This window comes from Arthrobacter sulfonylureivorans (assembly GCF_022637435.1).
Classification (GTDB): domain Bacteria; phylum Actinomycetota; class Actinomycetes; order Actinomycetales; family Micrococcaceae; genus Crystallibacter; species Crystallibacter sulfonylureivorans.
In genome coordinates this window covers 57,224-80,209 of record NZ_CP093327.1, presented here as the reverse complement: position 1 = coordinate 80,209, position 22,986 = coordinate 57,224, and the positions used below count along the sequence as shown (strand labels likewise).

Here is a 22,986-nt window from a genome sequence, read left to right as displayed (position 1 = left end):
TAATCACTGCCGAAAACTCGCTCGGCTGACAATTGACCAGTGATCTGAACATGGCGCCAGAGCGGCGCCTAGGTCGATCGGTCGGTCTAGGTCGTGCAGCTCTATTTGCTGCTGCTATTGGTGAAGATTGGCTGCCAAGCGGCTTGTGCGGGTTGCCAGTCGGCGGGGACGGGCTCGGGGGTGGTGGCCCATTCTGGATGGGCTGAGATGTCGGCAAGTGGCGTGTCTGTGGGTTTGACGACCCAGCGGTACTGGACCTTGCTCCAGTCCACGGACGGGAGCTTTTCGCCGGCGTCGATGATGTCGAGCAGGTCCAGGAGTGTGCGTCGGACCTTGATGACGATCTCGTCTTCAGTTCCCAGGTGCTCCTTGGAGAGGTCGACTTCTTCGCCCATGCTCCAGGTGACCGCGTGGTCCTGGATTGCCACTCCGCGGATTCCGCTATACGACTTGCCGTCTCGCATCGACTGTCGGTTCTGGACGTAGCCGACGCCGTCGATCCACTCGGTGCTGTAGTAGTCGTTGTTCGGGTCGCCCGACGTGGCCAAGAGGTACTTGTCATGGGCGATGACTTCCTCACGGGACATGGCTGCATCGGCTCGGAAGTAGATGTAGTAGACGGTGGTGGAGTTATTGTCATTGGGGATCTTGGCCACGACGCGGCCTCGTGCCCCGTCTTTCTGTCCAGAGATGCCGAAGCAGGGAGCGATGAAGTGTCTTACCCAGAACGTCGACCGGTCCGGGTCCTCCAGCCCGAAGCGCATGACGTTCTCCAAGCCCCACGGGTACCTCTTGACCCATACTGATGGCACCGGGTCGAAGAGGAACTTGTGCCCGTCGTAGTGCTTCTCAAGCTCGGACTTGTGCAGATCTTCGGAGTAGTGAAGGTATCCGGCATGCCCTGCGTCCATCTCCGCATCTAGGACACGGACCCAGTTGTTGGGCTGTACGAGCTTGAAGCTCACGATCCGATCGTCGGGCAGGTCCATGAAGGGGAAGGGCGGCATGTCGGGGACCTCATTCCCCTTAGTGGCGCCCAGGTAGGCCCAGACGATGCCTGCGTGCTCGCGCGTGGGGTAGGACGTCGTCTTTGCTGTCCGGGCTCGCTGACTGTTCGGGGATTCCGGTGGCGTCTCAATCACCTGACCGTCAGCGCCGATGTACCAGCCGTGGTAGATGCATCTGAGTCCGCAGCCCTCAGGCCGGGCCCAGGCGAGGTTTGCGCGACGGTGCGGGCAGTATCGATCCATGAGGCCCACTTCGCCGTCTTCGTTACGAAAGGCGACGAGCTCCTCACCCAGCAATGTCACCTCAATCGGATCGCAACCAGGTTCGGGCAGCTCCTCCGACAGACACGCCGGCAGCCAGTAGTTGCGCATCAGCTTGCCCATCGGAGTGGACGGACCCACCTTCGTTAGCCTATGCGAATCTTCCTGCGTAAACATATATGATCACCTTTCAAAACTATGAAGAACTGACAGTTCCGTGCCTACGTCCTAAGACGCCCTACCGCCGCACTTGGTGGACGGATTTTCGATAAGAGCAACCGTGAGACGATTCAGTCATCCCTCCTTCCCGTTACCGTTACTGATGACACCATCTCGGAAACCCCCGAGGGGTAGAACTCGGCCTGGGCCTCCCGACACACACCAAGGAGAACCCCAAGGATCTCGTCGAATTGATCACGCATTCGCTGACTGGGCATGGATACGGCCAGGGCAGCGACCACTGTGTCCCCATCCTTGATCGGTGCCGAGATACAGCTCACCCCGACTTGGAACTCCTCCTGATCCGTGGCGAATCCTTGTTCGCGAATTCTCGCGAACTCCTGCCGGAGTTGAAGGGGATCCGTGACCGTCTGCGGGGTAAGGGCCTGTAGAGGTTCCCGAAGGGTACGGTCGCACCGCGAGCTGGAACCTAGCGCCAGCAGCAACTTGCCCGAGGCTCGCGCCGTCGGATGCTCATAGGGTCCGGTCGTAGGCGTCGACACGCGCACCGCCCCGGCACCTGGAACCGAGCCGAGGAGCTTGATCTCTCCTTCACGGATACTCGCGACGAAGGACGTCTCTCCCGTTCCCTCGGCAAGCGCTTGCAGGGGCTTGTCGAGGTACGGGGGAAGGGTGGTGTCCCTTGAGTATGCATCGGATACCAAGGCGATACGAGGGCCGAGCCGATAAATGGCTGATGCGTCCTTGATGAGGAGCCCTTGCTGGACCAGAGTATTGAGCAGATGATGCGCTGTCGACTGCGCCAAGCCGGTCAATTCGGCCACCTTCTTCCCTGTGTTCGGGCCCTGCTCCGCGATGTTCATGAGCAACGAGACGGCGCGCTCCACAGACCTGATGCGGGTAGGAGCCGCCCTGGATTCACCCGGGGTGGGCGACTGGTCCGGGTTCGACATATTGGTGCCCTCTTCTAGCGTTGTCATGCCCGGTCGCCTGTCCTACGAGCACCCACGCTGCCTGATTCGCCCTTCGGCACGACCCGATCCAGCGCACTGACCTGAAACTCACACATCGATGAAATCTCCCCCCGTATCCGTCACAGTCCAACGTTTCTCCGTCCGACGACGGTTCGACACCAGCACGAAGCAGAGCTCGATGACGATGGCACCGAACGCTAGGGGGACTAAGAAGTAGACTGGCCACTGGATATACACGGAGCCGGCCGCGGTAAAGCTGTCGCCTCCACGGATTCCATTGACAGCGTAGTTCCACGTCAAGACGGTGGCGAATGAGAAGAGGACAATCTCGACCACGGTCAATACGGAGATAACGTAACCTCGGGCTTTCGAGGAAAGACGAGGAAGCAGCAGGTCCATCCTCGGCATGAACCCGGCGCCGTAGATATAGGCAAGGGGCGGTAACACGGCCAGCGGCATCAGGTATTTTTCTACGATCTCGTAGCTTGCCGGAATCGAATGCCCGGCCGTGTTTCTCATAACGATGCCGGCGACGATGAGCAGCATCATGGCGATGATGGCAGCACCGCTGACATAGACGCCGGCCCGTTTGGCGTGCTCGAAACTTTTGTAAGCTTTAAGAATCATTTGAATGGACTCCCTTCTGTCATCAGGCCGCCATCGTCTGCATCGAGCAGCCAATTTGTCATATCGGGGAAAAGGACCAGAGCCGCCGCCATGACGATCGTTGCAATGATCGCCATAGCGAGCGCCGGTCGGAATATTTTATTGGCTGATATTCGCGCCGTGCTGGACACGGCGTAGACGCATAGGCCGACAGGCGGGGTCAACTGTCCGATCGTCGAGATCACACAGATAAAGATTCCAAACCAGAGAACATCCACCCCCATGGTCTCCACCAGCGGAATCACCACGGGAATAGACATGAGGATGACCGCCGCACCCTCAAGGAACATAAACGCCACAAAGAAGGCGACGGCGAGAATCGCAAGCATCAGGGCAGGTCTTTCCACCAGAGGTGCCAGCCCCGCGATGAGGTCTCGCGGAACGCGAGACACTGAGATGAAGCGTCCGAATATCTGCGCAGCGACGAGGATGAGCATCACCATTGAGGTGAGCTTGACCGTCTCGGAGATGCTTCTGACGACATAGTTTCGGTCCACGCGGCCGATCAGAAAGGCACCTACGAGGCCGGTGAAGGCGCCGAGGGCGCCCGCTTCTGTCGGAGTGACGAACCCCAAGTAGATTCCGCCGAAAATCACAATGCCCACGATCGTGACGACGCCGATTGCCACGCTCAGGCGATAGCGTGAAATCGTCTCGCCACCTTCGCTCAGTCTCATCTTCGTTCGGGGTATCCCCGCAGCCCTGCTCTCCCGCCGGAGGAGCCCGATCATCACCATGGTATAGATCGTGAGCATGAGGAGCGCTGGAATCACGGCAGCGATGAACAGATCGCCGATCGGCGTCTCCGTTGCGACGCCGTACACGATCAGCGCGAGGCTGGGCGGAACAATGCTGGACAGGGAGCCGGCCGCGGCCGCGGTTGCGCCCGCCAGATGGGGACTGAAGCCTCGGCTCCTGAGCTCCGGTACAGCGACCTGGCCAAGCGCTGCTGCCGTTGCTACTCCGGACCCCGAGACGGCGCCGAACACGCCACCCGCGCCGAAGGTCAAGGCCCCGAGAACTCCCGTTCGGCCCCGAGAGAGTTTGTGGACGACCTGAAAGAGGTCTTTGACAATTCCCGCCTGTACGATGAACTGTGCCATCAATACATAGAGTGGAATTGTGCTCAGGGAGTATGAGGAGACCGCGCCAATGGGTTGCGCCCCGATGAGACCTGCGAGAAGTCCGGTGCCGGCAATGCATATCAAGCCGACAGCGCCGGATAGGAGTAGGACCGAGTGAATATGCATTCCGCACAGGAGCGACAGGATGAAGACGGCCATTGCGATTCCGACGGCGAGTTCAATCGTCATGTGGGGCTCCTCCGGGCTTTCGAAGAGGTCGAGGAGTAAACCTGTGCTGGATGGATGTCACTTGAGGCTCATGATTCCGTCGGGCACATCAGCTCCAGCCTCGACCAGGTGGTCACGCCACAGCAGTGCTACTTCCTTGCCCGGGTGGCCATTGGCTTCGAGGTCGTCGATGAAGTCCATCCAGGTGTCCGTGACCGCAGAGAGGTAACGATCCCGAGCGTCTGGATCGATCTCGGCCAGTGACTTCATCTCGCCACCGGCCTGCTCGAACTTTGCGACGGCTGCCTCGCCGGCGTCGTCAAGCGCCTGAGTGCCGTCCATGTACGTTTCTTCAAACGCTTGCTCCATCGCATCCTGCACGTTCTCGGGTAGCTTATTCCAAGTGTCTAGCGGGATGGCGAATACCGAAGCGAAGTGGCCCAGGTCAAGATCTGCAATGGCGTACTTGAGGGTGTCGTGCAGACCGTAGGTCACCCAATCGGACGTCGAGCCTGTGGTTCCGTCGATTGCTCCACGGCTCACCGCATCAAACATGTCCTGGCCGGGCAACGTGACGGTGCTGTATCCGACATTGGCTGCGTACATTTCCGGTACCTGGCCCGAGACACGGAGTGAAAGTTTTTTGATTGTGTCGACCGAGTAGGGCTGCTTATCCACGGTCGCCAGCCGGTTGGCAACCGCCAGCTGCGTTGGCCAGACGTGGAATCCTTTGTCCGTGAACTGGGACTTGAAGGTCGTCCCGTCGCTGAACTCATCGTCTCCGTTGAGCATGGCAAGGTAGGCCGAGCTCGCTTCCGTTGACGTGGCATCGCTAAGTGGCAGCATTGACACGCCTCCCAACGGGTACTGGGCGGTGGCATAAGGGGGATGAAGCATTCCCATGTCGATCGTCCCGGCGTTCAGGGCGGCCTCTTCCTCACCTGTTTCGACAAGTTCACCGCCGACGAACATATCGAACTCAACCTGACCATCCGTCAGTTCTTCGACGCGCTCCAGCCAGGGCTCGGCCAAGTCGGAGATGATCACGTGTTGAGCGGGAAGTCCCACCCCAAAGGTCAACGTGATGACCTCTCTTTCAGCTGCGTCGGTGTTTGCTGGACTGCACGCTGTCGCCAGGCCGAGTGTTGTTACTGCGAGGACCACTAGTCCGATCTTGCGGTTCATGGAGACTCCCTTGTCGATGTGTTCAGCCCAACGGGGACGGGCCTAGTTCGTGTCGGATTTCATATGATGAAATCAAATTTCATGAACGATGAAGTCATCGTGCCCTGCGTCACATCTACGTGTCAAGCTTGAGTAATACCAGTGCGCCACGAGGCGCGTTGGGCGGCCCGCGCGCCGGTGGCCGCGCACGCCTCGCTCTGGTTCGCGCTCAGGTATCCCGCGTCGGTCAAGAACCTGCGCATCGTCCTCATCGGCGTCTTCACCGCAGCCGCCGCCACGGGGCGCGACCGCTCCGAGGCCACGAATCGGCCAAGCAGTTCCTCACAGATGTCGTCGACGCTCGCGGCCTCCGCCTGCATCCACACGCTCAACCGGGCGACCAGGTTCACGATGCCCGCTGCCGTACCCGGCGAATAGCCCTGCCCGGCCAACCAAGATGAACACTCGGCCAGCACCGATGGCGCCAACGGTCCGATCGGAGTCCGCGGAATACGTTCCACTTGCGGCCGAGCCGTTGGCGATCTTTTCGTCACGGAACTCACCTCCAGACACTCCGTGCCTGAAGCATGACCCCACTTTGACTATGCCGACATCCCTACCCCAAAAACCCCTGCCGACCCCGGCACCCCCAGCCATCATCGGCATCGTCCGACGGTCGGCATAGGATATAACCTACCTGAAAACCGACTCCGGCTGGCTGTACTTGGCCACCGTCATCGACCTGGCGACCCGGATGGTCGTCGGCTGGTCGATGGCCTCCCACATGCGCACAGAGCTGATTGTCGACGCCATCGCCATGGCCCGCGACCATGGCCGCCTTCACCCCGACGGGACCATTTTCGGCTCCGACCGCGGCAGCCAATACACCTCCGGAAGCTTCCAAAAATGGTGCGCCGGGAACAACGTCACCCAGTCCATGGGTGAGGTCGGTGTGTGCTGGGATAACGCGGTGGCCGAGTCGTTCTTCTCGCACCTAAAGACCGAAATGTACCACCACCACAATTTTCCCGACCACATGGCAGCACGGACAGCGGTCATGGAATACATCGAATCTTGGTACAACCGGCGCAGGCCCCATTCCTACAACGAAGGACTGCCACCGGCAAAGGCCCTGAGCGAATACCAGAACCAGATCGAACAAGCAGCAGCGTAAGAAGAAAAATCAATCAAACTGTCTCACAAACTTAGGTAACGCCGCACGCTTAGGTGTGGCCGACAGCCCGTTACTGCCTGGAGCGTCTAACACGCGGATGGACGGCAGCGAGCACAACGTCGTCCGCGTCTCCGACGCTCTTCGCGTTCGTCGAGATCGAACTGAAGTAGCGGAACCAAGTCCGCCACCGGCTACTCGGCAGCGAAGTTGTTGATATGCGCGCGGATGTCGCCCTCCCTGGACAACCATCCCTTTGAACTGGCATAGTCCACCATCCCTTGAAGCCGAGACAGCCAGGACTCCCGCTCACCCGTGTCGGGGGCATGCTGCCGAATGAAGTCGGCACTGATGAATGCGTGTTCGTCTTTGAGGTAGCCGGCGTTGTTTGTGCGAAGTGCCGAGTCGACGTCGGCCGGGCCGGACCCGCCCACGTCGAGGGAAAACCGCTGGAAATCGTTGGCCTCGGTGAGGAGAACGGCTTGGTTATGGATTACAACGATCATTGGATTCCTTTGGTCTGGAGGGATTGGGTATCGAACTTGAGGCCCGCTTCGCTACCGCGTTTGAGAGATTCCGGGTGCTGGCGAGAACAATATTTGCCTGCGGTTCACCCCGTTGCCGCACCGCGAGGACGCAGTTCAATGAGGTCGGGGCAGCAATCCTCTGGTGCGGTCAACGCGTAGACGACCGCCGCTGCGACATCCTTGGCCGTCAGCGACAAGACGGTGCCGGCCGCCTCCCGGGCGGCCATGACGTCCGGGTGGTCACTGGCACTTCGAATACCTGTGTCCACAATGCCGGGTGCCACCTCGGTGACCTTGATGCCGTTTGCCTGCAACTCGAGCCGCAGGCCGCGGGTGAGCGCGGACATGGCGTGCTTGCTGGCACAATAAACGGCGCCTAGTCGGTAAACCTCCCGCGCCGCCGTCGAGCTCATCATGACGATATGGCCGCGCTTGCGTTTCACCATAGCTGGGCCAATCGCTTGGATCAGTCGTAGGGCACTCAACACGTTCGTCTGGAACATCGCCTCAGAGTCAGGGAGCGGCGTCTCCAAAATGGGCGCATATGTCAGCACGCCTGCATTATTGACCAGGATGTCGACCCCCGTGCCTGCGTCCGCAAGCCTGCGTACGAAGGCCGGGTCGTTCAGGTCGCCGGTGACTGCCCACACCTTCGCGCCCTGCGCCTCGCATTCTTCTGCCACGATCCTGAGTTGGGCCTCACGACGCCCTGTCACGATTAGCGCGGCGCCGGCCTCCGCCAGGGCGAGTGCAGTGGCCCGACCGATACCTGCACTCGCACCGGTGATCAGCGCCGTCCTTCCATCCAACCTCGCGCCCGTCATTGTGTAGTCTCCGGGCGGTCAGCAGACGAGTCTGGGGTCAGCAGGCCATGACAAATTAGATCGAGATATCGTGCCGTGATCTCTTCGAGGTCGAGTCGGCCACTATCGCGATACCAGCGGGCGACCAAGAACAAGGCATCACGGAACAGGAAATAGGCAATTCTCGGATCGACATTGCGCATCCGCCCGGTTTGTATCCCCTCGCTGATTGTCTCAACCCAGATCACTTGTGCCGAACTTTCGAGAGCTTTCAGGGAAGTGGTGTCGACGTCCACTAGGGTCTGACGTTCGCTTTGGTACAAGATCGCCGCTGCTCGGTGATCGCGAGTGGCCATCAAGGTAACTTCCACCATCGCAGCCAAGCGCTTCACCGGGTCCTCGTGACACTGGGCTAATTCGTAGTTGTCAACGAGATGCTCGAGGTAGTCGACGAGGACCTTCGAGACCAGTTCGGACCGTGAATGAGCCGTATGCTCATAGCCGTCGACATACTGCGCGGCGAGCCGTGAGATCTCGCTTTGGTAGTCCTTCGCAAAATCCTGGTCGAATAAGGTGGCGGTCAAACGGCTGATTTCCTGCTTTGGGTTAGAAGCGGCCTCCGGGGCCATTTCCGTCACCTGCCCGAAACGTCCCCGGTGGAATGTCAGCGGCGAGGAGACTCTCTCGAGAGCAAGGTCGAGCACCCGTCCGACGACGATGTAATGGTCTCCGGACTCGACAACCTGCTCGATGGCACAATCGACCCAGGCAACAACCCCATCGAGAATCGGATTTCCTGAGGGGGACGGCCGCCAGCTTGAGGCTGCGAACTTGTCACCGCCTCGCGACGAGAACTGGCGGCAAACCTGTTCCTGGTCCTCGCTCAAAACATTGACACAGAAACGTCCCGTCTTCTCTATCTTCGGCCAACTCGACGATCCCTTGTCCGGTAGGAAGGCTACAAATGGAGGGTCAAGCGAGACCGAAGTGAATGTTCCAACGACCATGCCTCCCTGGGGCGAGCCGTGTTGATCGGCGGCCGTGATCACGGAAACCCCGGTCGGGTAGTGCCCCAACACATGACGAAAAGTAGTAGCATCGACGACTTTATGGTCTGCAGACGGAATCATTCCTGAACCTCCTCAATTAACGTCTCGCACTCGGCGAGACCCCTCATCAACACACTGTCCTGCTCGAGGACTATGGGCCCGTGGAACTCACTGGATTCTCGAGCTTCTTGCCAGACTGGATCTTGTCGCAAACTGCTCCAAGCGTCCTCCCGGTGCTGCTTACTCTTGAAGCCGAGGATGTACCAGAACTCGTGGGAGTTGTCGAACGATTGCCACAGGCCGAGCAGGCGCATCCCATTTCGCTCGAATCCGGGCAGGGCAGCTTCTAAAAAGCGGCGACGGAGGTCTTCTGCTCGGCCAGCTGGGGCACGATAACGCCGAAGCTCCCAAACGTTCATATTCCGGGGCGCGACTTCAGTCTTCATTGAATGATCATTCAATAGTCTGATGCTGGTGTCAACAGGTTGCAGGATGATGATGCGGGTGCGCTTTCCGTTGCGCGGACATGCGGCCACGTCGCAGCCGTCGCGACGAGAGAGAGCGGTAGAAGCGGCCTCAAATTGAATGCTTGATAAATAAGTTTGAACGTGTGTAGACTTCGAGCGATCCACAATTTGATCCACTGTTCAAACAAGGATTGTCAATGATGACCCCCTCAACAGTTGTCTTTCTCTTAGGTGTTCTCGCTTTGGTGGTCGCCATGGTGTGCCGCAAGAACGTGGTTGTTCCGGCTATCGTGGCGACGTTCTTAACAGCGCTCTTCTATAACGGCGACGTCGTGCAGGCGACGATGGCGGTGTTCCGGGCTTCGATACAGGCGGGCACGGCGTTGTTCGATTTGTTCGTTGTAATCGCGTGTATCACCGCGATGATCGCTGCTATGCGGAACATCGGCTCAGACGTGCTAATGACGGTTCCATTCACGAAAATCATGCTGAATGGCCCGACGGCCTACATAGTGCTCTTTGCAGTTACGTACCCCCTCTCCTTAGTTTTCTGGCCGACGCCGGCGCTGGCGCTCGTCGCCGCTCTGCTGCTACCCGCCGCGGTGAAGGCAGGTTTGCCGCCGCTCGCCTCCGGCATAGCCATCGCACTGGCCGGTCAGGGCATGGCGATCGCCTCGGACTATGTGATAGGGATGGGACCGGCCATCATGGCGAGTGGCTCAGCAGAACTCGCGGCCGAGTCGGTCGCTATCTCAAGCCTCTTGATTTCCTGGGTCATCGGTGCCGTGGCATTCGTGCTGGCCTACGTGCTGGTCGTGCGGAAGCTCATTCGGAAAGCGCGAATCGCTCCCGAGCTGCGGGTATTTGAAACGGTTTCGGCAGGGTCGATGGACGGCGGCTCGAGTGGGGCAGGCGGTGGCTCCTCCGGGGAGGCACCGTCAGGCGGCAGCGCCGAGCATGGCGCACTCCCCCGGCAGTACAGTCGCCTCGCGAAAATATGGGCGGTCGGTGTCCCCATCGCGTTTGTCCTGGTGCTCGTGTACATGCTGTTGGGCCGGTTCACTGATCTTGTGCCGTGGGACGACGGGGCCGGAGCGGCGTTTGTCGGGGGCGCGGCCGTGGTGCTGATGATCCTAGTACTCGTGACGTCCCAACGGAAAGTAGCGCTAGAGGACGGCTCGACGCACCTCATCGACGGGCTCTCCTACGCGTTCAAGGCGATGGGCGTGGTTGTCCCGATCGGAGGGTTCTTCTACCTGGGCATCCCGGATTATTCCGGAGCCATCCTCGGCCTCCCAGAGGAAGTTCCGCCCCCACAGTTCCTTTTCGATACGGTTGCAGCGATTCAACCGTACATTCCAGCTAATGCTTTCATCGGGGCGTTTGCCATTGTTCTGATTGGCATGCTCATTTCACTTGACGGGTCGGGTTGGGCTGGGCTGCCGCTGGTGGGAGGAATCAGCGTGCAGATCGCTGACCACGTCGGAATTGATGCGACTTTGCTCGCCGCGCTGGGGCAGAATGCGGCTGTGTGGACCGGCGGGGGAACGCTCCTGACGTGGTCGAGCCTCATCGCCGTAGCGGCGTTCGCCCGGGTTCCAGTCGTCGACCTCGTTCGCTCGATGTTCATCCCCGTAGTTTCGGGGTTTGCCGTTGCGGCAGTCGTGGTGGCAGTGATCGGCTGATCTTCGCCATGTCGCCACTCGTTGATCTACCTGAACCACGAGTTCAGCACCCTCTCCGCATCGGAGAGTCTCCGTTCGGTATCAAGCCGAGTAACATCCGCTCACCATTCGATGAAGGGTAACCAAAATGAGATTCGCATTTCTTAGTGAGGCTGAGACCTCTCCAGGAACCACGCACCGCCAGCGATACGTCGAGTTGGTGGACCAGATCCTGCTCGCAGAGAAGGTCGGGTTCGAAGTGTTCGGAACGTCAGAGCAGCACTTCGCGATCGGTGGGATCGCCTCGGCTGCGCCAGAGACGCTCTACCCGTATGCGATGGCACTCACCTCGAGGATCCGGTTCCTACATGCCGTCACGTTGCTTCCGAAGAACTTCAACCACCCCCTGCGCGTAGCCGAGCGGGTCGCAACCGAGGACATCCTCTCCAATGGGCGCGTCGAACTCGGCACGGGCCGCGGCAACACGACGCTCGCGCTGCGTGCGTTCGAGGTCGGTGTCACCGAGAACAAATCCCAATGGTCTGAGGGACTCGACCTCATCCGTGCCGCATTCCTGAATGATCCTTTTCACTTTGAAGGCGAACACTACAAGGTCCCCCCGCGGAGCCTCACTCCGAAGCCGGTCCAGTGGCCACATCCACCCCTTTCGGTCGCAGCGACGAGTCCCGGAACGCACGTCCAAGCAGCACAGAAGGGCATCGGTGTGATGACCTCGTCGAGCTTCATGGGCTTCGAGTACATGAAGAACACGTTGGCTCTTTACGACGAAACTTACGACGGCTTGACCTTTGATTTTCCGACGACGCGGTCGAAGGCTGCAGTCAATTTTGGCGCCGTGATTTGCCTCGAGACTATGGAAGAGGCGATGAAATACGTCGGGCCCGCGATCGAGTATTCCAAACAGGCCATAGGCGCCTACGAGCGGCTTGCAAAGCTTTCGGAAGACTACGCCTACATGGGCGCCGTGAGCGGGGTCGACTTCCACGACACCAACTTCATGTTGAACGAATCGGCAGGATTCGTCGTTGGAGATCCAGACGAGTGCATCCGACAGGTCCAAAAGTTTGCGGATCTCGGCATTGACACGCTGATCATGCGCATTGATTCGATGCCCCACGACGTGATCATGCGCACGATCGCGAACATCGGCAAGTACGTTATCCCCCACTTCAGCACGCCCTGGGCACTCGCGAAGTCCGCCGATGACGCGCTCGAAGAGATCCGAGCGCTCCGGCCTGTACATGAGGAGAAGCTTCGCGAGTTTGAGGCGTCGCGGGGGAAGGTGCACGGATGAGCCACGTCGTCGAGTTTCTCACGGTCAACGTTGCAGTCACATCCCTTGACGTGACGTTGCCGATCTACCGCGCTCTCGGGCTCACCGACCTTGAGCCGTCGGTCATGCCGGAGCTTCCGATCGCAATGACCGACATCACCCTTGATGTCCCCGGAGGTACAGGGATCTCACTCATTTCGCCGCATGAAGCCGGGCTCGGACCGGTCGGCCGTTTCCTCGACAAGCGGGGCGAGGGGGTCTATTCAATCGCACTGCGCGTGGACGACATTGAGGCGACGATGGAGGACTGGGCGAAGCTCGGCCTGCGATGGGCCGTCCCGGAGCCCATCGAGATCCCGGGCGGACGCGCGGCCCGTTACGTCGCGGATCGGGCACTTTTGAACTGGGCGCTGCCGAAGGAACTCGGCGGAGTGCTGCTGGAGGTGGTCGAGCTCCGGGGTGAAGTGCGTGTCGACCAGCGGCTCACGAGGGCCGAGGCTGTCAGATCATGAATTTCGAAATCAATGGGACGAGGAAGCGAATGTTGCACGTTGAACGGCGCGCGGATGTCGTTTGGTTGACGATGGACCACCCGCCGGCAAATGCACTGAACAATGCGCTGCTCCGAGAGATCGTGGCAGAGCTGGGCCTGGTCGTGTCGGATGACACGGTGCGCGGTGTAGTGGTCACCGGCGCCGGGAACAAATTCTTCACGGCCGGTGGTGATGTGAAGGAGTTCGCAACGATCACCCCGGCCGAAGGCGTGGCACGAGTTCGACTCGGTTCGCAGCTCAAATCGCTGCTTGGCGCGCTCGAATGCCCACTCGTGTGCGCGGTCAATGGCGCCGCGGTCGGCTCGGGGATGGAGATGGCGGCACTCGCGGACTATTGCGTCGCCTCCCATACCGCGAGATTCGGCATGCCGGAGATCAACCACGGGCTCATGCCAATGGCGCGAGGAATCCAACAGCTAGTTAGGGTGCTCGGCTACAACAACGCGAAGAAAGTTCTTTTCGAAGGCTCCATATATTCGGCCGCGGAGGCCGAGAAACTCGGGCTCGTGCACGAGATCGTCGAACCCGAGGATCTCCTGGGCCGTGCTGACGCTTGGGTCACCGAGATGGCGGCGAAGCCGGCCCACATCTTCCGCGCTCTCAAGCGAACGGTAAATCAAGGCATGACGATGTCGGACGCCGAACTCGAAGAGATGACCGCCGCCGATTTCGAAAGCTACTACGGCACGGAGGAAGCCACGAGCAGCTTGAACACTCATCTGGGCCGCCCTCGCGCCTCCGCTGAGGAGCGTCGATGAACGACTCACGTTTGTGGCGAGCGCTCACGCTGGCGGTGGAAAGGTTTCCGAACCGAACAGCGATTTGGACAACTAATCGGCACTTGAGTTACCAGGAGTGGTACGCAGAGATCCAACGGGTCGCGGGCGGGCTGCTGGCGCTGGGTGTGTCCCGCGGCGATCGCGTCGCGATTGGGATGCGCAACTCCATCGCGCATGCCACGTTACAGTATGCGGCCCAGATGATCGGCGCATGCGCAGTCCCGTTCAACTATCGGCTGAAGCCCGCGGGTGTCAAGCATGTGCTGGAGGACTCCGGGAGCAAAGTCGTCGTCGTTGACGACGCCGTTTCGCCCGATACGACCGCCAAGCTGCGTGGGCAGGGCGTCGAGTGCCACTGGGTCAGAGCCAAGGGTGACCCGGCAGCGTTCGAGCATAGATTCGAGGACCTTGACGGTGCTGTAGACGAAAGCCGGTTGCCCAACGAGAATGATCTCTCGGCGATCATCTACACATCTGGGACCACAGGGCTGCCGAAGGGCGTGCCGGTGACACACCGAGCCGTGTACGAACGGATCATCACTCATACCTCGACGGTCGGCCCGCACTTCGACGATGGAACCCGCACTGTCGGCGCAACCCCGCTTTACCACACTGTCGGGCTGCACTGGCTGTTCTACTACACGGTGTTCGTGGGCGGAACCTATTACCCCTTCGAGCGAATCGATGCAGAAACTGCGGAGGTCGTTAAGTCCGAGCGCCTGACTTACATGCACGCTCCGCCGACGTTATATCGCATGCTTATCTCGCATCTGGGGGCGTCGGAGAAGCTTGAGTCTTTCAGGGAGGTCGTGTTTGGCAGCGCGCCGGGTGGCGCAGAGTTCCTCGAGTTGCTGTTCGAGCGTTTCCCCAACGCGCTCGTCCACGAAGGCTACGGCACCACCGAGTTGTCCATTCCCTTCATGACCTCTTCAATGGCGGGGCAAGCACCCGGCACGCTGCGGCTAGCCGCGGACCAGCGCGTCCGAATCGTAACATCCGGGGGCGGTGCGGATGATCTCGTACGACCTGGCGAGGTCGGTGAACTGTTGGTCGACATGTTGAACCCCGGTGTCTTCGAGGGGTACTGGGGGGCGAACGCGGCCAAGACGGTCGAGAAGGTCGATCACGGGTGGTTTCGTACCGGTGACCTGTTCCGAGCCGACTCCGACGGTAACTACTTCTACCATGGCCGCCTCGATGAGATGTTCCGATCAGGCGCGGAAAGCATCAAACCGGCCGAGGTCGAGGCCACGCTGATGAACCATCCGGACGTCGTCGATGCGGCAGTGATCGGTGTACCCGACGAATCCTGGGGCAACGTGGTGACCGCCGTCATCGTTCGCGGCAGCGCCGGAACGAGCGAAGAGGCGCTCGACCTGCACTGCCGATCGAGCGATCTCGAGGACTACAAGCGCCCTCGAAGGTATGTCTTTGTGGCGAGCATCCCGCGCAGTCCCTCCGGGAAAATAGTCCGGGGCGAAGTCCGATCGATGGCGACGATACGGCAGTTGATTTCATGACTTCGGCTGGAGTGGTGGGGGCGGGCTCCGCTGCGGCGCTGCTCGAAGACTTCGGATCAGGAGCCAAATCTCCGATCGACGTGACCGCAGAGATCCTCGACCGTGTGCAATCCGTGAATCCAACGCTCAGCGCGTTCCTCGCCGTCGACAGCGTGGGGGCGAAGCAAGCGGCTGTACAGGCTGATCGGGCATGGAGAGACTTCCGCCGCGGCCGCGGCCCGGCCCCCGGCCCATTGTGCGGCGTACCCGTCTCGGTCAAGGATACGATCGAGGTCGGCGGGATGCCGACCACATACGGATCGCTGGCTTTTGCGGAGCACCTTAGCGAGGATTCGATGATTGCGACCCGGCTGCGGGAGGCCGGCGCGATAATCTTGGGCAAGACGAACACGTCTGAGTTTGCCCTGTCCTCGGTCACGTGGAACCGTCTCGCTCCGCCCACACGGAACCCGTGGAATCTCGAGGCTTCGCCGGGCGGTTCCAGCGGCGGTGCGGCGGCGGCGGTCGCTGCCGCCCTCGGGCCAATCGCCATCGGCACGGACTCCGCAGGTTCGATCCGGTTCCCAGCCGCGGTTACAGGGCTGGTCGGTCTGAAACCCACTCGGGGGGCGATCCCGGTCATCCAGCGCTGGCGGGCGTCCCCTACACGTTCCCACCCCGGGGTGATAACCCGAACTATCGCCGATGCGCGACTCACCTTCGCGACGCTGAGCGGCCACAGACACCAAACTGACACTGGATTCGGAGCCCCGCTCGTCGGAGTGATTGGGCGCGACGACGACGAAGCGGTTGATGCCGCCGTTGGTTATCTTGAACAGCTCGGCGCAAAGATTATCGAAGCCGCTCCTTTACCTACCAGTCCGCTGCCGGAATCGATCGGTGATGGACTATGGCCATTTGGGGCGGAGCACTTCGCCGCGGCCAACGACCTCCAGCCGGGATTCCTCGACCGGAACGCGAAACTCCTCACGTCCTACGCACTCCCGCTGTATAAGCAAGGCGCGAAGGCGCTCGCGTGGGAGTACCGCTCAGTGCTGAACCTTTCCGCCGAGTATGCCCGCAGGCTCACCGCCTGGGCCGCCCCGTACGACGTGGTGCTCACTGCCACCAGAAGTACGCCGGTGCTTCTGCCCGCATCCGTCGACAGACTCGGGCTCGGCCCGAAATCACCCGAGCTCTCGCCTTGGAACTACAGTGGACACCCCGCAATTGTGCTTCCGATCGGTGAGGTCCCGGGGAAGCCGCCGAGTTCTGTCCAGATCATCGGACAACCGGGTGATGACCACCGGCTATTGAATCTCGCCGCTGCCCTCGAGGCGGCGCGACAGTGGCTGCCGGCGGCGCCGCTGTTACAGACCTCCGGAAACTGAAGCGAACCAAGGGAAAGGAATATCATCATGAGCGCAGAGACCGCTCCTGCCCATACTCGAAAAGGGGTTCAACACCCACCCCGAAAGACCTATACCACGCTCACGCTCTGTAAGGCCGGCGGCGCAGGACAGGGGGCATTGTGATGCTCACGACCACTATCCGCGAAGATACTCAGCGATTCCTCAATCGGCCTGCCAGAATCCTCATCGGTGGCGAGTGGGTCAACGGCACGGGGACCGGGCGTTTCCAGTCGCTCGACCCTGCGACCGGCCAAGCTATCGGTGAAATCGTTTCCGGGTCAGATTCCGATGTGAACGATGCAGTCGTCGCCGCTCGAAGCGCATTCGAGTCCCCGGCATGGCGGGGCATTACCGCTGCCCGCCGTGCCGAGATGCTCTGGCGCCTCGCAGACCTTATCGATGAGAATCGCGCTCAGCTCGCCGAACTCGAGACTCTCGACCAAGGCAAACCGTACCTGTCTGCGCTAAACGGCGATGTCGCTGGGAGCGCCCAGACCTTCAGGTATATGGCAGGATGGGCCACGAAACTAGACGGTGAGACGTTCAACATAGGCGGTTCCGGTCAGTTTCACGCCTATACCCGTGTCGAACCGATCGGCGTTGTCGGGCAGATCATTCCATGGAACTTCCCGATCGGGATGGCAGCATGGAAGATCGCGCCCGCGCTGGCTGCGGGATGCGCCGTTGTCCTCAAGCCCGCCGAGCTCACATCGTTCTCCGCGCTCAGACTCGGCGAGCTCGCGCTCGAAGCGGGCATCCCACCAGGAGTGCTGAACATCGTCACCGGCTCGGGCTCGGTCGTGGGGACTGCTTTGGTCGAGCACAACGGCATCGACAAAATCTCCTTCACCGGGAGTACCGAGGTTGGCAAGGCGATCGTGCGGGCATCGGCGGGAAATCTCAAACGTGTAGGGCTCGAGCTTGGAGGGAAGAACGCGAGCATCGTTCTCGACGATGCCGACATGGATCGTGCGGTCGAGGGCATCCTCCAATCTGCCTTCGGCAACTCCGGGCAGGTGTGCACGGCGCCCTCCAACATCCTCGTCCAGGAACGCATCAAAGCAGAGTTCGACGAGCGGCTCGCTGGGGCGATCTCGCGGTTGTCTGTAGGCCCGGGCATGGAACCCGAGTCGAAAGTCGGGCCCCTCGTCTCCGAGTCGCATCTCCAACATGTTGAAGGCTTCATCGAACGTAGCCGGGCCGCGGGAGCGACGATAGTTACAGGGGGCAGCCGTCTGCCGAGTAAGGGCTATTTCCTTGAACCGACGCTCGTGTCGAACGTTGACCCGACCATGGAGATCGCTCGGAGCGAGGTGTTCGGTCCGGTCATCACCTCAATGCCATTCGACACCATCGAGGCAGCAGCCTCGATCGCGAACGACACCGAATACGGCCTTACCGCACAACTCTGGACCCGCAACGTGTCCACCGCGCATAAAATGGCAGAGCTTGTGGATGTCGGATCCGTCTGGATCAACGGCAAATCGATGGACATAGCGCTCCCGTTCGGCGGTTTTAAGCAGAGCGGGTGGGGTCAAGAGAAGGGTCGCGCCGGGATCGAACAATATACGAAGAGCAAGACGGTTGTCGTCGCGCTTGATACCTGAGGAGTAGAACGTGGTTTCGATGGCATCGACTAAGCACGATCTCAAGCGCGATGAGATCATTGCAACGGCCGCGAAGATGTTTGCGGCGCAGGGATACGCCGGTACGACTATTCAAGACATCGCCGCCGAAATCGGAGTGACGGGGGGAGCTCTTTACTACTACGTAAAGAGCAAAGAGGAATTAGCCTATCTCGTGCTCCGCCGTGCCGGCGTGAACCTCTCGACGATGCTGGAACAGATCCGTGAGCTGGACTACGATCCACAAGAGAAGCTCCGATTGTTCGTACAAGGGCACCTCCACACGATCATGGGCGACCGGGCCGTTTTCGACGTCGCACTCTCCCAGCGCTCGCACTTCCCCGACCAGGACCTTGAGATCATCATCGCCGACGAGAGGGCTTACCAGGATTCGGTTGCCAACCTGATCTCATCGGTCCCGGCCCTGCGCGTAGGCGCGTCGGAGAGTAAGATCCTTGCACACGCGCTTCTGGACATGCTCAACGGAACCATCCGATGGTATCGGCCAGATGGCCGACATTCGCTCGAAAAGATCGGCGAGACTCTCCACTCACTCTTTGTTAAAGGAGCTCTCGTCGAGGGAAGCACTGCTGGTGTGTCGGATTCAGATCAAGTTGCGACTCAACCGAATGCTGCTCCGATGATAGAGCAGATTAAGTCCGATAGTGCTCCACCGCCGGCCGGTGCATACAGCCAGGCCGTGCGCCATGGCAACATGCTGTATATCTCCGGGCAGACCCCGCGGCTAGCCTCAGGAGTCAGACTCATGGATGAGCCTTTCTCGTCGCAGGTACGCCATGTGCTCGAGAATCTGGAAAGGATCGCTGTTTCAGGGGGCGGGAGTCTTCGCCAGGCGGTGATGGTTACTGTCTACCTTCGAGACATGTCGAACGCCCCCGAGTTCGATCGAATATATAGCTCCTTTCTGGACACATCTCGGCCGCCCGCACGGGTCATCGTCCCTTCCAACCTCACGGTGGGAGAGGTCGAAGCGACGGCGGTGATAGCCGTGTAGTCGGATCAAGGACTGATGCGCAGGACACAGCCGGTATGGCTTCATAGCCATTGAGCGCGTAGCCAGGGTCTGATTCCGCATGGGAGCGAGCGGGCGATGAATTTCGCCTAGTTCCGAAACTGCGAGGACGAAGCCGCGCGTAGATGCTCGCGGCGGTCGTTGATTATGCCGATGTTTCGGTTTACGCCGATCTTCAGGTGGTCGCCTTGCTCAGTTCGCGTTCCTGGCAGCAGCCAGGCCGTCCTTCAACGCGCCTTAGGAACCGAGATCAGCGGACCACTCTGCTACAAGTCCGGGACGCCGCCCGACAGGGCACAGGCACTCTCACAGCGGCAAGACCACGATGTCCATTCACATCTTGCATGAGCGGGTGGAGATCATCGTGCCGAGTGACCAGAACGGCTCCTTCCAGATGGTGTGCGTTCCCAAGCTGGTCCGCCAGCTGGGCGGGTGGAAGATAATCCTCTCGCTCGAGTACGGCACTCTGAAATGGCCCCACTTAGGGCACTTTCAGAGTGCCATTTGAAGGGAAATCGAGAGTGGAACAATTCGAGCGTAGTCGTGTGTTATTCGTGGGATGTTGTATGCGGCGTCGGCCGGCGCGGTCCCGCGGGTCCGGAAGGTAGACGGAAACCGGCGGTTCAGTTCGCGGAAATGGTATGGCGGCACGTAGGAGAACCTCACACCATTCCCGGCCTTCACCTCGGAAATCCGCAAGATCTTTTACACTACGGATCAGATCGAATCGATCAACTACCAGCTGCACAAAATCACCCTGGTCTTATCTGGGCAGCGGAAATCGAGAGCAATCGCGGCCGCGAGCTCGGAACCCGCTCGGGATAGCATCGCGCGCCAAAACTTTCGCCGTCCAAGTTCACCCACCGACTCGATCTGACCATCAGGCAGACCGAATAACTGACTGAATTTTACTCAAGCCCTGGCCCGCAACGCCGCCGCGGCTCCGGCGAAAGAGCTTCGCGCATGGTGTGCGGCCTGGGCTGTGTCCTGCCGCCAGACATGACACCGGCCGGCACGCTGGTAACGGCGCAGGCGGATCAGCAGCATCGTCGGACGCGACCTGAGCAGTTACTGCACCAAGCGCCGGGTAGCCGTCCCCCGGTGCGCGCTCCTCGGCCCGCGGGGGCGGCACCACTGATCACTGTGCACCATCTAGCAGGCCAGCACTGCCCGGCTGGGCGCCAGATGATGCCTAACGATTTCCAAACCGAGCTCGTCCAGACGGCAAAGGGCAGGAGAAGGTAATGTCAGGCACTTCGAGGTCTTCCGGAGCGACGGTGTGTGACATGCCGCCCCCCGCCTTAACTCCCATCTGCGACGAGCCGCTTAATCAACTACCGGCGCTCTAGCCTTTCAAGAGCCGGACGTGGTCCGGGCTAAGATCGGAGATTCGGCTGACCCCCAGCAGTGCCATGGTCCTTGCCATATCCTTTTCCAGGATCTGGATGGCTCGGTCCACACCCGCCCGGCCTCCCGCCATGAGGCCATAGAGGTATGCGCGACCGATCAGGGTAAAGTCTGCGCCGAGGGCGAGTGCAGCTACGATGTCGGCTCCGCTCATGATTCCGGTGTCCAAAATAACGGACACTTTGCTGTTCTGCGCCTTGAGAGCAGCTGAAACGTTCGGAAGAAGGTGGAACGGAATGGGTGCTCGATCGAGCTGCCGCCCGCCGTGGTTGCTGAGCACGATACCATCGGCGCCGTAATCAGCCACCTTGCGCGCGTCTTCGACGGTCTGGATGCCCTTGACCACCAGGTTGCCCTTCCATGTTTCGCGCAGCCAATCGAGGTCGTCGAAGGTGAGCGAGGGGTCGAACATTGAATTGATGAGTTCCGCGACCGTCCCTGTGTATCGGGAGAGGGATGCGAACGTCAAGGGTTCATGGGTGAGAAAGTTGAACCACCAGGTAGGACGATAGGAGGCATCAAACACCGTCCTAAGCGTTAGCGCAGGCGGAATGGTCATGCCGTTGCGGACATCCCGGAGGCGAGCACCGGCGACGGCGGTGTCCACCGTCACCATTAGAGTATCGTTGCCTGCCTTTGCAGCGCGCTCAATAAGTTCCAACGACCGATCGCGATCGGTCCACAGGTAGAGTTGGAACCAGTTACGTCCATGGGGCGCCGCGGCTGCAACGTCTTCGATGGACGCTGTGCCCATCGTAGACAGCGTGTATGGGATGCCTGCGGCTTCTGCAGCCTGGGAGCCCGCGTACTCACCTTCGGACTGCATCATGCGCGTGAATCCTGTAGGGGCAATGCCAACGGGGAGCCGGGAGAGCCTTCCGAGAACCTCAGTGCTGAGGTCGATAGCGGAAACATTCCTAAGAATCCCGGGCTGGAACTCGATATCAAGGAAGGCTTCGCGAGCCCGGCGGAGAGTGGTTTCGGTTTCCGCAGCGCCATCGGTGTAGTCGAACGGAGCCTTGGGCGTGCGGCGTTTAGCAATCCCACGCAAATCCCAGATGGTATTAGCCCGCCGTAATCGTGCATCACGACTGAATGCGGGCTTCTTGAATTGCATCAAGGGAGCGAGGTCCGAATATTTCGGAAAGCGGCGCTTCATGGCCGGCTGGAGCGCGGAGGGCGTCCGCCGATGTCCGCCGACGTCGTTGGCGGCCGCGGGCTCGGCCGTGGTCGCATGCATATCGGGGTGAGCGGATTCAAGCGCTTGTGTCATTGTTTCCTCTGGCCAGTCAGAAGCTTATGTGGTCTAACCACAGTATTACATGTGGTCAGACCACTCAACTAGACTTAACACATGCGCGCGTATCAGCTGGTTCTGGAATGGGTAGAGAAGCAATTGTTCGACGGGGAACTTGCTATAGGAGGCCGGCTGCCGGGGGAGCGCGCACTCGCTGAACATCTATCCGTTTCGCGGACCTCGGTCCGGGAAGCCTTCAGAGTCTTGGAGGCTATGGGCGTGATCAAGGCGGGGGTGGGTTCAGGAAAGGATGCAGGCACGGTGGTGATAGCGAATCCGGCAACAGCACTCGGGTCTGCGCTGAGGCTACACGTTGCTACACAGCACTTGTCCATAGCCGACATCGTGGAGACCCGAGTACTCCTTGAGTCGTGGGCGGCTCTGCACGCAAAGCATGGGGTTCCGGCTCTCGAAGAGGCCGCGCAACTGCTCGCAGAGATGGCCTCCGTAGCCGCCAAAGGAGAGGCAGATGTCAATGTCTTCCTGGCACTTGATGTGCGCTTCCACCTTGCGCTCGCGACGGCGGCCGGAAACGCTGTAGTCAGTGCCATGATGGGCTCTCTCCGGGAAGCGATTGAGGGGTACACGGCCGAATTGGCCCATAATCTGCCGGACTGGAAATCGACGGTTCTGCGGCTGTGTGCCGAACATCAAGCCATTTTTGACACCATCATTGATGGTGACGGTTCCAAGGCTGCCGGCTTAATCGGTGCTCACATTCAGGGCTATTACCGCGAGGCCGGGTTCCAGAATGGCGCAGAGATCAAGACATGTTTCTACCCCTGATTTATGCAGAGGACCAACGCTGGTCCTCCATGACGGGCAAGCCGAGCGGCAGAGCGTACCCGACGGGATCTTAAG

The 22,986-nt window shown here is 60.2% G+C and carries 20 protein-coding genes and 1 pseudogene; 11 read left to right on the top strand and 10 right to left on the bottom strand.

From position 1 onward, the window contains the following. Positions 1-101 precede the first annotated feature (101 nt). From MNQ99_RS18620 to dctP, 5 genes are all read right to left on the bottom strand, one after another. Positions 102-1,409, bottom strand: coding sequence for a Rieske 2Fe-2S domain-containing protein (locus MNQ99_RS18620; protein ID WP_241915581.1), 1,308 nt, complete (start codon positions 1,407-1,409; stop codon positions 102-104). 149 nt (positions 1,410-1,558) lie between these two features. Further along, positions 1,559-2,428 carry an IclR family transcriptional regulator gene (locus MNQ99_RS18615; protein ID WP_241915580.1) on the bottom strand — a complete coding sequence of 290 codons (870 nt, stop codon included), beginning with the start codon at positions 2,426-2,428 and terminating at the stop codon, positions 1,559-1,561. An 81-nt stretch (positions 2,429-2,509) separates the two neighbouring features. Next, positions 2,510-3,049 carry a TRAP transporter small permease gene (locus tag MNQ99_RS18610; RefSeq protein ID WP_241915579.1) on the bottom strand — a complete coding sequence of 180 codons (540 nt, stop codon included), beginning with the start codon at positions 3,047-3,049 and terminating at the stop codon, positions 2,510-2,512. Then, a complete protein-coding gene (locus MNQ99_RS18605) occupies positions 3,046-4,401 on the bottom strand; it encodes a TRAP transporter large permease (protein WP_241915578.1) in 1,356 nt (451 codons plus the stop codon). Before MNQ99_RS18605 ends, MNQ99_RS18610 begins: the two co-directional genes overlap by 4 nt. Positions 4,402-4,458: 57 nt before the next feature. Continuing rightward, positions 4,459-5,565, bottom strand: coding sequence for a TRAP transporter substrate-binding protein DctP (gene dctP, locus MNQ99_RS18600; RefSeq protein WP_241915577.1), 1,107 nt, complete (start codon positions 5,563-5,565; stop codon positions 4,459-4,461). A gap of 141 nt (positions 5,566-5,706) precedes the next feature. On the opposite strand from dctP, the gene MNQ99_RS18595 reads away from it, so the two are divergent. Together MNQ99_RS18595 and MNQ99_RS18590 are read left to right on the top strand one after the other, a co-directional pair. Beyond that, the gene (locus tag MNQ99_RS18595) at positions 5,707-5,982 is read left to right on the top strand and encodes a hypothetical protein (RefSeq protein WP_241915576.1); all 276 of its coding nucleotides are present in this window, start codon (positions 5,707-5,709) and stop codon (positions 5,980-5,982) included. Positions 5,983-6,229: 247 nt separating this feature from the next. Then, positions 6,230-6,718: pseudogene (locus MNQ99_RS18590) on the top strand (IS3 family transposase); the annotation flags it as partial. Positions 6,719-6,909: 191 nt separating this feature from the next. Here the strand turns inward: MNQ99_RS18590 and MNQ99_RS18585 are convergent. The 4 genes from MNQ99_RS18585 to MNQ99_RS18565 all read right to left on the bottom strand — a co-directional run bounded on the left by MNQ99_RS18585 (position 6,910) and on the right by MNQ99_RS18565 (position 9,738). Further along, positions 6,910-7,221 (bottom strand): hypothetical protein, encoded by a 312-nt coding sequence (locus tag MNQ99_RS18585; protein ID WP_241915575.1) that lies wholly within the window; start codon positions 7,219-7,221, stop codon positions 6,910-6,912. A gap of 104 nt (positions 7,222-7,325) precedes the next feature. Next, positions 7,326-8,066: an SDR family oxidoreductase gene (locus MNQ99_RS18580; protein WP_241915574.1), complete on the bottom strand. Its 741-nt coding sequence runs from the start codon at positions 8,064-8,066 to the stop codon at positions 7,326-7,328. Further along, complete coding sequence (locus MNQ99_RS19115) at positions 8,063-9,175, bottom strand: flavin reductase (protein ID WP_338423138.1); 1,113 nt, start codon at positions 9,173-9,175, stop codon at positions 8,063-8,065. Before MNQ99_RS19115 ends, MNQ99_RS18580 begins: the two co-directional genes overlap by 4 nt. Next, positions 9,172-9,738: an NIPSNAP family protein gene (locus MNQ99_RS18565; protein WP_241915573.1), complete on the bottom strand. Its 567-nt coding sequence runs from the start codon at positions 9,736-9,738 to the stop codon at positions 9,172-9,174. The genes MNQ99_RS19115 and MNQ99_RS18565 overlap by 4 nt, the downstream gene beginning before the upstream one ends. A 20-nt stretch (positions 9,739-9,758) precedes the next feature. Here MNQ99_RS18565 and MNQ99_RS18560 point away from each other — a divergent pair, with 20 nt between their 5' ends. The 8 genes from MNQ99_RS18560 (at position 9,759) to MNQ99_RS18525 (ending at position 19,403) form a co-directional block, all read left to right on the top strand. Next, on the top strand, positions 9,759-11,246 hold the full coding sequence (locus tag MNQ99_RS18560; protein ID WP_241915572.1) for a hypothetical protein: 1,488 nt from the start codon (positions 9,759-9,761) through the stop codon (positions 11,244-11,246). Between the two features lie 127 nt (positions 11,247-11,373). Then, a complete protein-coding gene (locus MNQ99_RS18555) occupies positions 11,374-12,540 on the top strand; it encodes an LLM class flavin-dependent oxidoreductase (RefSeq protein WP_241915571.1) in 1,167 nt (388 codons plus the stop codon). Continuing rightward, the gene (locus MNQ99_RS18550) at positions 12,537-13,031 is read left to right on the top strand and encodes a VOC family protein (RefSeq protein ID WP_241915570.1); all 495 of its coding nucleotides are present in this window, start codon (positions 12,537-12,539) and stop codon (positions 13,029-13,031) included. The genes MNQ99_RS18555 and MNQ99_RS18550 overlap by 4 nt, the downstream gene beginning before the upstream one ends. Then, positions 13,028-13,831: an enoyl-CoA hydratase/isomerase family protein gene (locus tag MNQ99_RS18545; protein WP_241915569.1), complete on the top strand. Its 804-nt coding sequence runs from the start codon at positions 13,028-13,030 to the stop codon at positions 13,829-13,831. The genes MNQ99_RS18550 and MNQ99_RS18545 overlap by 4 nt, the downstream gene beginning before the upstream one ends. Beyond that, positions 13,828-15,372: a class I adenylate-forming enzyme family protein gene (locus MNQ99_RS18540; protein WP_241915568.1), complete on the top strand. Its 1,545-nt coding sequence runs from the start codon at positions 13,828-13,830 to the stop codon at positions 15,370-15,372. The genes MNQ99_RS18545 and MNQ99_RS18540 overlap by 4 nt, the downstream gene beginning before the upstream one ends. Continuing rightward, entirely contained in the window at positions 15,369-16,742 is a 1,374-nt protein-coding gene (locus MNQ99_RS18535) for an amidase (protein WP_241915567.1), read from the top strand. Before MNQ99_RS18540 ends, MNQ99_RS18535 begins: the two co-directional genes overlap by 4 nt. 143 nt (positions 16,743-16,885) lie before the next feature. Continuing rightward, positions 16,886-18,370: an aldehyde dehydrogenase family protein gene (locus tag MNQ99_RS18530; protein ID WP_241915566.1), complete on the top strand. Its 1,485-nt coding sequence runs from the start codon at positions 16,886-16,888 to the stop codon at positions 18,368-18,370. 19 nt (positions 18,371-18,389) lie between these two features. Beyond that, on the top strand, positions 18,390-19,403 hold the full coding sequence (locus MNQ99_RS18525) for a Rid family hydrolase (RefSeq protein ID WP_241915584.1): 1,014 nt from the start codon (positions 18,390-18,392) through the stop codon (positions 19,401-19,403). A gap of 1,363 nt (positions 19,404-20,766) precedes the next feature. Here the strand turns inward: MNQ99_RS18525 and MNQ99_RS18520 are convergent. Next, entirely contained in the window at positions 20,767-22,101 is a 1,335-nt protein-coding gene (locus MNQ99_RS18520; protein ID WP_422387546.1) for an alpha-hydroxy acid oxidase, read from the bottom strand. 81 nt (positions 22,102-22,182) lie between these two features. On the opposite strand from MNQ99_RS18520, the gene MNQ99_RS18515 reads away from it, so the two are divergent. Further along, positions 22,183-22,911, top strand: coding sequence for a FadR/GntR family transcriptional regulator (locus MNQ99_RS18515; RefSeq protein ID WP_241915565.1), 729 nt, complete (start codon positions 22,183-22,185; stop codon positions 22,909-22,911). Positions 22,912-22,986: the final 75 nt, after the last annotated feature.

Coding starts and splice junctions, on each gene's coding strand:
- MNQ99_RS18615 (WP_241915580.1), bottom strand. CDS start 2,428: ATGACAACGCTAGAAGAGGGCACCAATATGTCGAACCCGGACCAGTCG.
- MNQ99_RS18610 (WP_241915579.1), bottom strand. CDS start 3,049: ATGATTCTTAAAGCTTACAAAAGTTTCGAGCACGCCAAACGGGCCGGC.
- MNQ99_RS18605 (WP_241915578.1), bottom strand. CDS start 4,401: ATGACGATTGAACTCGCCGTCGGAATCGCAATGGCCGTCTTCATCCTG.
- dctP (WP_241915577.1), bottom strand. CDS start 5,565: ATGAACCGCAAGATCGGACTAGTGGTCCTCGCAGTAACAACACTCGGC.
- MNQ99_RS18585 (WP_241915575.1), bottom strand. CDS start 7,221: ATGATCGTTGTAATCCATAACCAAGCCGTTCTCCTCACCGAGGCCAAC.
- MNQ99_RS18580 (WP_241915574.1), bottom strand. CDS start 8,066: ATGACGGGCGCGAGGTTGGATGGAAGGACGGCGCTGATCACCGGTGCG.
- MNQ99_RS19115 (WP_338423138.1), bottom strand. CDS start 9,175: ATGATTCCGTCTGCAGACCATAAAGTCGTCGATGCTACTACTTTTCGT.
- MNQ99_RS18560 (WP_241915572.1), top strand. CDS start 9,759: ATGATGACCCCCTCAACAGTTGTCTTTCTCTTAGGTGTTCTCGCTTTG.
- MNQ99_RS18555 (WP_241915571.1), top strand. CDS start 11,374: ATGAGATTCGCATTTCTTAGTGAGGCTGAGACCTCTCCAGGAACCACG.
- MNQ99_RS18550 (WP_241915570.1), top strand. CDS start 12,537: ATGAGCCACGTCGTCGAGTTTCTCACGGTCAACGTTGCAGTCACATCC.
- MNQ99_RS18545 (WP_241915569.1), top strand. CDS start 13,028: ATGAATTTCGAAATCAATGGGACGAGGAAGCGAATGTTGCACGTTGAA.
- MNQ99_RS18540 (WP_241915568.1), top strand. CDS start 13,828: ATGAACGACTCACGTTTGTGGCGAGCGCTCACGCTGGCGGTGGAAAGG.
- MNQ99_RS18535 (WP_241915567.1), top strand. CDS start 15,369: ATGACTTCGGCTGGAGTGGTGGGGGCGGGCTCCGCTGCGGCGCTGCTC.
- MNQ99_RS18530 (WP_241915566.1), top strand. CDS start 16,886: ATGCTCACGACCACTATCCGCGAAGATACTCAGCGATTCCTCAATCGG.
- MNQ99_RS18525 (WP_241915584.1), top strand. CDS start 18,390: ATGGCATCGACTAAGCACGATCTCAAGCGCGATGAGATCATTGCAACG.
- MNQ99_RS18520 (WP_422387546.1), bottom strand. CDS start 22,101: ATGACACAAGCGCTTGAATCCGCTCACCCCGATATGCATGCGACCACG.
- MNQ99_RS18515 (WP_241915565.1), top strand. CDS start 22,183: ATGCGCGCGTATCAGCTGGTTCTGGAATGGGTAGAGAAGCAATTGTTC.